The organism is Candidatus Latescibacter sp. (assembly GCA_030692375.1).
Classification (GTDB): Bacteria; Latescibacterota; Latescibacteria; order Latescibacterales; family Latescibacteraceae; genus JAUYCD01.
Genome location: JAUYCD010000091.1, coordinates 1 through 10,633, shown reverse-complemented (window position 1 = coordinate 10,633; position 10,633 = coordinate 1). Strand labels below are relative to the sequence as shown.

The 10,633-nt window shown below is 49.1% G+C and carries 7 protein-coding genes; 4 read left to right on the top strand and 3 right to left on the bottom strand.

Annotation, left to right across the window (positions count from 1 at the left end; all coding sequences use genetic code 11):
• Positions 1-420 precede the first annotated feature (420 nt).
• Positions 421-2,223, bottom strand: a complete 1,803-nt coding sequence (locus tag Q8O92_05795; protein ID MDP2982824.1) for a FlgD immunoglobulin-like domain containing protein — start codon at positions 2,221-2,223, stop codon at positions 421-423.
• Positions 2,224-2,784: 561 nt separating this feature from the next.
• Between Q8O92_05795 and Q8O92_05790 the strand changes: the two genes are divergently transcribed.
• From Q8O92_05790 to Q8O92_05780, 3 genes are all read left to right on the top strand, one after another.
• Complete coding sequence (locus Q8O92_05790; GenBank protein ID MDP2982823.1) at positions 2,785-2,970, top strand: hypothetical protein; 186 nt, start codon at positions 2,785-2,787, stop codon at positions 2,968-2,970.
• Between the two features lie 376 nt (positions 2,971-3,346).
• Entirely contained in the window at positions 3,347-4,573 is a 1,227-nt protein-coding gene (locus Q8O92_05785) for a hypothetical protein (GenBank protein ID MDP2982822.1), read from the top strand.
• Between the two features lie 302 nt (positions 4,574-4,875).
• The gene (locus Q8O92_05780) at positions 4,876-6,021 is read left to right on the top strand and encodes a Gfo/Idh/MocA family oxidoreductase (GenBank protein ID MDP2982821.1); all 1,146 of its coding nucleotides are present in this window, start codon (positions 4,876-4,878) and stop codon (positions 6,019-6,021) included.
• A gap of 43 nt (positions 6,022-6,064) precedes the next feature.
• On the opposite strand, the gene Q8O92_05775 is transcribed toward Q8O92_05780, so the two are convergent.
• Entirely contained in the window at positions 6,065-7,210 is a 1,146-nt protein-coding gene (locus tag Q8O92_05775) for a dipeptidase (protein MDP2982820.1), read from the bottom strand.
• Positions 7,211-7,389: 179 nt separating this feature from the next.
• Complete coding sequence (locus tag Q8O92_05770) at positions 7,390-8,808, bottom strand: hypothetical protein (GenBank protein MDP2982819.1); 1,419 nt, start codon at positions 8,806-8,808, stop codon at positions 7,390-7,392.
• Positions 8,809-9,258: 450 nt separating this feature from the next.
• Here Q8O92_05770 and Q8O92_05765 point away from each other — a divergent pair, with 450 nt between their 5' ends.
• Positions 9,259-10,542, top strand: coding sequence for an alkaline phosphatase (locus Q8O92_05765; protein ID MDP2982818.1), 1,284 nt, complete (start codon positions 9,259-9,261; stop codon positions 10,540-10,542).
• The last annotated feature ends 91 nt before the right edge of the window (positions 10,543-10,633 follow it).

Here is a 10,633-nt window from a genome sequence, read left to right as displayed (position 1 = left end):
TGCTGAAATGTACTTGTCATCACATTTGAATCCGAAATAGATGCGCTCTTCATCCCAGACGATTTTAGCCTCGGTTTGCTCTTGTTCGCCGGACTTGTACCATTTGAAAACAAAAGGGCCTACCGAATGGGATTTCTGCCACGCCACCTCGTCAAGAATTCCGTCCATTACCATCTTGCATCCCGCTTTCATAGCAAAATATTCGGGAGGGTCGGCGCAAGCAAAAGACACTGACTCCAAGAAACATATAAGAATACATATAAATCCGATACTCATCTTCTCACTTCTTCTCAAATTTCATACATTATTTGACTTGACGATGGCGCTTACCCTATAAATTATTCTTTTGGGGAGAAGAACCAAAAATAAAAAAGGCTTGGTTGGTTTCCAAGCCTTTTTTTGATGTTTTTTTAAATGCTGTTACTTGAGGAGAGTCATCTTCATCGTTTTGGAGAAGTCTCCGGACTTTACAGTGTAGAAGTACACCCCAGCAGAGAACCTGGAGGCATTCCAGGTAATTGAATGATTACCAGCACTGATGGTAGTGTTCACCACGGTGTCAACCTTCTGTCCCGCCGCATTGTAGATATCGACCGTGACTTTTCCGGCCTTGGCCAGAGTGAAGCTGATCGAGGTGGTGGGGTTGAAGGGGTTCGGAGTGTTCTGCGACACCGCGAAAGAAGCAGGAGCGGCTTCGTCCACACCGACTCCGCTCTGTATCACACCCTTGACGGAATCATGACCGGTAAAATAGAATCCGCCCGCAATCGCGAAAGTTTTACCATCAGGGTTTAAGACACCGACCGCACCGGCATAGATGCCGTCATACGGCGAGGCGTAATCGATGAAATCGAGGCCGTACTTCTGGGCGGCGGTTTCGCCGGCATAGGCCTTGTAGGCAATGCCGGTGCCGTCCGGAGCATATAGACCGAACGATACCGCGCCCATGTCAAAGGCCGGGAAAACCACGAAGCCCTGATTGTCCATGGAAGTGGTATACTTGTAGGGACCGACATTGTAGTCGTTGCACACCCACGGTTTTTTGGTGGTGGTTTCCCAGTTGTGGTCGCCGATAATGTCGCCGTTCCGGTTTACCCAGAGCACAGCAGTATCAACGGTGTCCTTGCTGGGATCCACAAGAGAGTTGACGCAGGTGGAGTGAGAGCCGAGAGCTACCAATCCGTTTCTGACGCTGAGCTCTGTGGGGCCGCCGGTATACTGTCCGCCGACTGTCTCACCGCCTTCTAGGAGGTTAACCCACCATTTGGCGAGATCAAGTTTCTTGATATCCGAACCGTCTGATGCGTCGATAATGATCAGCTTGGATTCCTTGCCGTTGTTGCTTATATCGGCGTTGGACAGTAAGAGGTTACTTCCTCCATCGCTGACTACGCCGGGGCCGAAATTCCAGCCAGCCGGAGACGCCACGGAGTAGATGTATTCTCCATTGGTACCCCAGTCGGTCCTCAGAACCGAATCGCCGTTGGGAACCCAGGACCATGCTCTGGTAACCTTCTTAGTATTGGGGCCCTGGAGCGTGTCATGGAAATACTTGGTCTGATCGGTGGGCAGGAAAGCTATGCCGCCGACATCAGTCCATCCCATGTTAGTGGTGGTCTCTACGAGAGTGGCATCTTCAGGATCGTTTCCGACAATCCATTTTTTAAGAGTATGCTTGAAAGCAGTGGCGGCAATTCCACGGGCGGCGTCGCTCATATACATAATAGGTTTGGCCAGAGCAACACCCTTGGAATCTTTTTCCAGAATGGTCCTGTAGCCCCAGGGATTGGGACCCAGTTGAGCGGTCATCTTGACTTTGGGACTCTTGTTGTCATACCCGAACAAGTAATAGGTGAGATCGGTTTTGGCGACAGCAGTACCGGCTTTGTTCTTGCCGTTCCAAGAGATGGTGTTGCTGCCTACTACCAATGCATTCGTAGCAGACAGGTAAAGGCAGGTATCAATGTTGTTGACATAGTGCCAGCCAAGATATCCGTTCGTTATTTTGGAAATCGAAGCGGCTTTACCTTTTGTGAAAACCATGAAGCTGACGTCCGCCGGTACCCCGGCAACCGTCACAGGAATAGAAAGCGACGACCCGTCAAATTTGTACGCGATGGTCGGAGCCGCGGTCAGCTTCAATACGGTCGGGGCAAAAGGTGCCGAAAAAGCTGTTGCTGCAAAAATCGAGAAAATTGCTGCTAAAAGTACTATCTTCCTCATGATCCTTCTCCTTTTGGTAACTTGAATTCATCATTACTTCATAAGCGTTTCTTTTTTCTGATTTTGCCTCCTTTCTTTTCGTTCAAAACAATAAAATGTTAAAAATAGCAGGGGAGAGAAAATAAACTCTCCTAACGAAAAATTATAATTAAAAAACTCATTTTGTAATACAGTACTATTTTTACAGAACTTTGTCAAGTTTATTTTATCATTTTTCATATAATTCATTAAATTATTCTATAATCGCCCTGTAAAGGGGAGCGAATCGCTCCTTTTTTCTATTCATAATAAATAGAGCAATATAACTTAATAATAGCACATTCTCCTTTTTACATTCTTTATAATATGGGTTGGCAAGTTTTACTGAAATCCTTTTTTTTCATAATTCCGGGCAAAATACATCGGGGAAAGGACAATACAGTTCATTTAACCACGAAAATCACGAAAATCACGAAATTTTCTTTTTGATAAAATCATTTTTTGTGCCTTTCGTGTGGTTCGTGGTTTAAAAATCTTGTACTTTTTCCTTAAAGTGAACCGTATTGGGGGAAAGGAGAATATATGAGAGAGCGTCGATTTTTGGTTCTTGGAATGATGTTTATTTTTTTGCAGATTCCGGCGGCAGTATATTCACAGGATATCGAGTGGAAGCTGGTTTCCGGAAATGCGCCCTGGTGTCCGAGAGACTCCGGGGGAGAAGTGGTATTCAAAAATACTATATGGATTCTCGGCAGGGTTATCGGCTGAAAGAAAACAGTGACAAAGTGACAAAGCTGCAAAGTATCAAAGAAAAGAAAATGAGGTAATAAGGGTACATGATAATAACTTTATACGGTTATGCAGTTAAGTCAACAACATAAAGTAGATAAGAGAAATTGAGTGTTCATGTGTCTTTAAAGATCCCCCTGCCTTCGGCATCCCCCCTTATTAAGGGGGGAATTTAGGGAGACGGTTCTCTCAAATCCTAATAAATGTTTACATACTGCCAGAAAAAATATTCTCTTTCCCCCCTTAATAAGGGGGGTAGGGGGGATTAACCTTATCGGATGATCACCTTAGCTTACTTAACGATATAACCGGATAACTTTATTTCCTGATTCTGTCTCTATAAGAAAAAACACAAATGGCTGATGAAATGTCTTCCCGTGAACGGATGCTTGCAGCTCTGAATGGCGAGAAACCCGATCATGTTCCCCTGGCGTTCATGATCTTCACTGCGCTCGAGGAACGGCTCGGAAGGGAGGGAAAAGGCAGCGATCAAACTGCATTCATCGAGGCGCAAATCGAGCTGGGCCTTGATACGGTCGTAGACCTGCGCTCTTTTGCTCCGCATATCGATACGATCGGGCATTCGGATGCCCCGGGTTTTCCGGTGCGGTTCGATGAACGAGTAACAATGCGACAATGGGCAGAGACCCCGTATGACCACCGTTATCCGGTACTGCATAAAGAATATATCACTCCTTCCGGGACGCTGTCCGTCGCGGTTGACCAGACGGACGACTGGCCTTATGGTGACGCCGCCAGGGGCGATTTTCACGTTCCGTTCATGGATGACTACCTGGCGCCGCGATGTACAAAACACCTTATCGAAACAGGAAATGATCTCGCATCCCTGCGCCATCTTCTTGCGCCTCCGACAAAGGATGATCTCAATATCTGTCGCGAAACCTGGAACAAAGGAAAAGAATTGTCCGGAAAGCATGGTCTCCTTCTTGCCGGTGGCTGGGGAGTGGGCGGCGATGCGCTGGCCTGGTTCTGCGGGCTTGAGAATGCTGTCATGATGGCGATCGACGAACCATCCTTCCTGGGGGAACTGCTGAGCATCATCGACGCATGGAACAGGCCGCGCATGCAGGCATACCTGGACTACGGCATCGATCTGTTCATCCGCCGTGCGTGGTATGAGGGCACGGACTTCTGGTCTCCGGGACTCTATCGGCGGTTCTTTTTCCCGGTTATCCGAGAGGAAGTTTGTATGGCCCATGAAGCCGGTGTAAAATACGGATATATTCTCACCAGCGGTTCCATGCCGCTGCATGATATGCTCATCGATCTTGGTATCGATGTCCTTATCGGTCCCGATCCTGTCCAGGGCAAAGGCACCGATCTTGTGCGGATGGGCGAGCAACTCCGGGGCCGTATGAGTACATGGGGCGGCGTCAATGGATTCATCACCGTCGAGAACGGTACGAAAGAGGATATAGATACAGCTGTCAACAAGGCAATCGAAACACTGGGACCGGCAGGCTTTATCCTTTCGCCGGTCGATAATGTTCGCGATCCGTCCGATCAGGTATGGGAGAAAGTACTTGCGCTGATCGAATCGTGGAAGAAATATCGGGGGTAGGTCTCTTTTTAAAGAAGAATCCCCCAGTCACCTTCGGTGACATCCCCCTTATGAAGACGAGGGCGACAAAAGCGAAAGACCATTCTAACACCGGCGGGATTGGTGAGAGCACTTATCCTTTGCCCCCCTTAACAAGGGGGGATGTCCGAAGGACAGGGGGGATTCTACCTCGCGCAAACCGCGAGGAATTCTTTGATTAATGATGAAAAAGATAGATGCCGATGCCTTGCTTAAGCAGGAACAAATTCTAGACACGTGTCATCCTGAACTTGTTTCAGAGTCTTCATACGAAGGAGCCCTTTATGTCTGAAACCACAAAAAATTCAAGACGCAAGTTTCTCAAAATCGGCGGTTCAATGGCTCTTGCCGCCGCGGCATCTTCCGCCGGAGCGAAAGTGATGTTTACGCGCAAATCCCCGGCATCTCAAGATCTCCTGCGGGTGGGTCTCCTCCTGGGGGCTGGAGGACATTCGAATGGTATATGGGGCAGATTCTTCAACCCGACGGAAGGTGAAATACGAAGGCTGGGAATGATCTATACTAAAGTATGGAGCGCCGACCGGGAAGCTGCCGGGAAATTCGGTAAAAAATTCGGCATCGAGGTAGAAGATAAGTTCGATGGCATGGTTGACAAGGTTGATGGTATAATGATCGATGATTTCAACGCTGTTGCTTACAACCATAAACTCGCCCGGCCTTACCTGGAAGCCGGAATTCCTGCATTCATCAACAGACCCTTCACCGATTCCATAAAAAAAGCAAAAGAAATGATATATCTGGCGAAGAAATATAACGCGCCCATTATGACCGGATCATCCTATGAGCATATACAAGAAATGTATACCATCCGCGCCAAGGTTAAAAGAGATGAGATTACAGGATATGAAGCGTGGAATGCCTGTTCTGACTATTATTCTCACGGCCTTCATGGTGTATGGGGGGCCTATGCCGCGATTGGCGGAGGTATCGAAGCCGTATCGCTTTCCTGCAAAGATTTGCGAAAGAGCGCCGGAGGCATAACGGTTGTATCGTATAAGGACCGTGGGAAGGGCCCCTTTACCGGCAAAATCAACGAGGGCCCGATGCCTAATGAATCCTCGCACTGGTTTGCAATAACCATACAGCCCCTGAAACAGAACTATGTTTTCAACAGCATGGATGAATGGGGCATCGATGAGTTCATGTGGCTTCCCATGCTCCATCGTATTCAATGGATGTTTGAGAAAGGGGGGCTGTATCAGACTCATGAAGAAATACTGGAGAAGAGTTCCCTGTTTACCGGCGCTTTTTTTTCAAACCTGGAGCGAGGCGGGAAAATGGTTCGGCTGAGTGAGATTCCCGAAGATTGGGCTGTCGGCTCTCCCTATGGCTTTTATGACGCAGGCAGTCAAATAGATATGTATGCCAGGCTTTTCGGCAAAGAAAATGGAATGATAAAGCCTGAATAAACAGCTATACTTTAGACTTTAGAAAGGGTAGGGGGTGAGGGGATTATTTCTCCGGCTTGTCGATTGTATTCCGGAGGACCCGCAGGAAATTGCCACCCCAGAATTTCCTTATCTCTTCCTCAGTCAGGCCGCGAGCCAGCATGGCGCGAGTGAGATTCACAAGCTGCGACACATCGGGCACTATCGGAATATCTGAAAAACCGTCATAATCGGAGCCGAAGCCAACCGTTTCGATGCCTACCAGGTCCGCCACATATAGAATATGATCTATTAAGCGGTCGATAGTGGCTTTCTTGGGATCGGTGTCGATGAACCCGGGAAGAACAACGATGCCCATTACTCCGCCTCTTGCGGCAAGCGCCTTGATCTGATCGTCCGTCAGACACCGATATTGATGACAGAGTGAAAAGACAGCCGTGTGGCTCATGATAGGCGGCTTCGTGGAGTTTTCAATGACATCAAAAAAAGCTTTGTCATTTGTGTGGGACAGATCGGTGATAATACCTAGTTCAATATTCGTCTTCAGTACCTCCAGGCCGAAGGGAGTCAGACCGACGGCGTTTTTGCGCTGCGCCTCCCGATCTTCAGGTGTGCAGGGACCTGTGATACTCCGAGTGCCCTGCAGGAAGGTCGGTTCGCTCCCCCCTTCCCCGTGGGTGATATGCACCGAGCGCACCCCGAGGCGATATAAAAGCCGGAGGATATCTATATTTCCATTCAGCCATCTTGCCGGGCCTTCTATTTCCATTAAAACACCAACCTTCCCCGTCTTTCCGGCTCGAACCGCATCCTTTGATGAAAGAACCAGCATGAGGTCCTCTGGATGTGCATTGATCTGCTCCAGGATGAATTCGGTAATGGTCCAGAGGTTGGTGACCGTACTATCCTCTACGAGAAAGAACCCGACGTATTGCTGCCCTCCTTCCTTCATCCGGGGTATGTCCGAATGGTAGGATGTATCGCGCTTCATCCAATTTTTTGGATTCTCTTTACGGGCGAACCGTCTCACCGATGTATCCTGGTGGCCATCGATGATGAGGCATTTACGGTGAACTTTCCAGGCTTGTTCCAAAGTAATCCCGCCTTTTGCAACTCTTTCTTTTGCAAAAGCAGGCGCTACCCCGGACGCAACGATTCCGGCAATTCCAGCTGCTATTGTTTTCTGTAAGAATTCACGCCGTGATTCCACACTTCCTCCCTTTGTGACGGATCATTTACAAAATCTGTTTATGATAGTTGATATGTGATGAATCTTATGCAGGAAACTTCATTCTATTATTGATATTTTTCTCTTTATGGTTGTTTAAAATCATATGAATCATTACCCCCTCGCCCGTTTACGGGAGAGGGGGCAGGGGGTGAGGGCAGTCATTTCCCCCTGTCGCGGTATACCTCGAGCATACGGTACATATGCTCCATCCCGCCTTTCAGCGCGGCGGAATAGTACACTCCCGGGACATCTCCGCCGGTACGGTCGATGTATTGCTCGACAACTTCCAGCATCGTACACCAGAACAGATGGTCGAGAACGACGCCTGAAGTCGGGCAGATGCGCTGCTCAAAACCCGGCACCGCAAAAAGTCCGTAGGTATCGCACATACGGCCGGCATGAAAATCGGTCTCCTTCGGGACGGTTCTTCCCTTTGGAACCTGAATGCTCCGGGTCATCGGGCCGAGAGAGGCGACCTTCATGCCGCGCTGCCGGAACATATCGAGGAACGCGAGGTCAGTGGGGTCGTCCGGTTTCGTGATTCCCATGATGACGCAGTCCTTGGATGTTCCCCTGAAATTCTTCCGCTTTTCCGGTGTATCCATCGTGGAGCCGTAAACGCCCTCGGTTATGGAAAGCCCGCTGCGACGAGTGCTGGCCTCCCCGGCAATCGAACTGTGGAGGCTGTAACCGTAAATCTTCCCGCCATTAAGGACAGAATCGACGCTTATTTTTGCAATCTTACGGATAGTGCCAAGCTCTGCAAAAACCATCTCGAGCTGTTTCATTACCTCGTTGAAATAGTCGTCCATGAGAGGATCGTTGAGCTTCGCCCATCCTGCGAAAGTCCGGTAATCGGGCTTGTCGCCTCCTTTTAGTATCGGCTCGTCGCCCTTGACCGGGCGGCTTAGTCCCTTTCGGGCGAGTGTGCGGCAGGCATCGGCGAGCATCATCCAGATGGTCGTTTTCCCCGTAATTCCCGAAACCGGACCGATCGGCGCAGGCATTCCGGGAACATTGACCACCCCGCCGAGTGTGGTCGCCTGGTTCTCGATGTAGATATCCGCATAAGGCCTGAGGACAAGCTTCTTTATATCATCCCGTAGCAGCTCAGGGAACCGTGCATCCCCGCTCCACGGGCTGGGGCAGCCGATGAGAAATATCCCCTTTTTCCCGAGTTCCTCGGTATAGGGAGTCTGCCCGGAAGTGAGGAGCAGGTCCCCTTTTTTGGCTTTATTGATGTCGAAAGCGGTCGAAAAAATCTCCGGCTCGCCATTACGTCCCGGCCAGGAGTCCGCCTCGGTGTGACCGGCGTCCCAACTCACCTGATAGCACTGGCCGCCGTTTTCGACCGTTCGGGCAATGGCATGCGCGGCCTCCATGAGATTTTCCGTTTGATTCTGACGGATCCAGGTGAGGCGCTCCCTCACTTTTTTTGAATACTGCATGGCAAGCGGTTCATCGTTGTTCTCCCGTTCCTCTTTCTCTTTCATCTCCCCGCCGAACACTTGCTGCGCCATTCCTGTCATCCCGGCCAGGGAAATCGGGAACAGCCGAATCGCTTCGCGTCGTTTCATAAAAAAGTCTCCTTCTCTGTTGGGAATACATCTGGCGTAATTGTACCTATAATTAGAGTATGGATTCAGCCGAAAGCAAACGTTTTTTCTAAAAAAAACTTTCACATTTCCCCTCGCGGGAAAATACTTTATATTTTATTGTTAAGGTTTTTAACCCGAATTATGCATGTAAAAGGGATTTTAGGCTCTGTGAGCGTTAAAACTACAGCCCCCTAAATCCCCCAAAAGGGGACTTAAAAGACTGCAATACAAGGCTTAATAGGTTATTTAAAAAGTTACACTTTCGCATTTTCATCTTTACCACGAAAAGTCCCCCTTTGGGGGATTTAGGGGGCTGCCTTCCCAAATTAATAATAAGTATCTGTTTAAAAAAGAGTTAAGAAAATGTCATAGCTAGTTTGTGAATAATTCGGGTCAAAACATGAATTCAACCATTTTCAGGAGGGTACAATGTCCTTTACTGCAAAAACATTGATTATCATCATATCCCTTTTCTTGGGGAGTTATTCATTTTCGGCGGCGGAGAAGAATGTGATACTGATCATCCCCGACGGCTGTTCCATCTCGATGTGGGCCTCGATACGGGCTATGACAGTGGGTGTGGACAGCCTTCTCAACGTCGATAAGCTGCCCGTCCAGGGACGCTGCCGTACCTATTCCGCCGATGCGCTGATAACCGATTCGGCGGCTGCGGTGACCGCTTATGCCTGCGGGATTAAAACGGTCAATGGGGTATTGGGGAAAGACGCCACGACCATTCTTGGCGATTCCCTGACCGGGCGTCCGGTGGAGAGCATTCTCGAACTTGCCGAAAAGGCGGGCTACTCCACCGGTCTCATAACCACTACCCTTATTCAACACGCCACTCCGGGGGGATTTTATACCCACCGCTCCGACCGAAACTGGTATGAGCTCATCGCCGCCGACCTGGTGGGAAAAGGCATCGAGGTGGTTATGGGGGGGGGGAGAGACTATATGATTCCGAACGGCGCCATCGATGAGGAAGGCGCACCCTCCAAACGCAAGGATAACCGTAACATCATCCGTGAAATGCAAAAAAATGGTTATACGTATGTTTACAACAGCGTCGGATTCAATACGGTTGACACCGGAAAAACCCCTAAGCTGCTAGGCCTTTTCAACTCCGGCGATATGCAGTATGAATACAACCGTTCGAAGGACAAGGCGGGAGAGCCCGGCCTTTGGGAAATGACCACCAAAGCTCTCGAAGTCCTGTCCAAAAATAAAAAGGGATTCTTCCTCATGGTAGAAGCGGGGAGAATCGATCACGCCGCTCATGCGCACCTTACACAGGAATTCCTGTGGGATGGGATAGCCTGCGACAAAACAGTGGGTGTTGCGATGGATTTCGCGAAAAAGAATAAGAACACTTTGCTGATTGTGGTTCCCGATCACGGCTGCGGCGGCCCGCATCTGGCCGGAATGTATGATCTTTCCAAGCCCGACAGCGCGATTGTGGCATCCGGATTCCCCAGGTATATTCTCGGAAAAGACGGCTTCCCATACAGTGATGGCGGGAAACCGGTGGCAATTCAGTGGATCAAATCCACCGGGCATACCGGCGAGGATGTGACAGTGAGCGCGTATGGGCCGGGTTCCATGGATCTTTGCGGAGTGATCCAGAATACTGATGTCTTTAAGGTGATGTCCAAACATTTGGGAGTGGGGAAGCAAAGTAAAAAAACCGGTACTGGATATCAGGTGGATTATTGAAAGAAATCTGAAATATACATGACGACATATTTTATTGCGTTTCTTTTCAAAATAGATGCCGAAACGGTTGCTAAAAGATGCGCTGCGCTTT

Excerpts from the sequence above, each read along its gene's own strand:
- Q8O92_05795 (MDP2982824.1), bottom strand. The coding sequence starts at position 2,223 with ATGAGGAAGATAGTACTTTTAGCAGCAATTTTCTCGATTTTTGCAGCA.
- Q8O92_05780 (MDP2982821.1), top strand. The coding sequence starts at position 4,876 with ATGTCTGAAACCACAAAAAATTCAAGACGCAAGTTTCTCAAAATCGGC.
- Q8O92_05770 (MDP2982819.1), bottom strand. The coding sequence starts at position 8,808 with ATGAAACGACGCGAAGCGATTCGGCTGTTCCCGATTTCCCTGGCCGGG.
- Q8O92_05765 (MDP2982818.1), top strand. The coding sequence starts at position 9,259 with ATGTCCTTTACTGCAAAAACATTGATTATCATCATATCCCTTTTCTTG.
- Q8O92_05790 (MDP2982823.1), top strand. The coding sequence starts at position 2,785 with ATGAGAGAGCGTCGATTTTTGGTTCTTGGAATGATGTTTATTTTTTTG.
- Q8O92_05785 (MDP2982822.1), top strand. The coding sequence starts at position 3,347 with ATGGCTGATGAAATGTCTTCCCGTGAACGGATGCTTGCAGCTCTGAAT.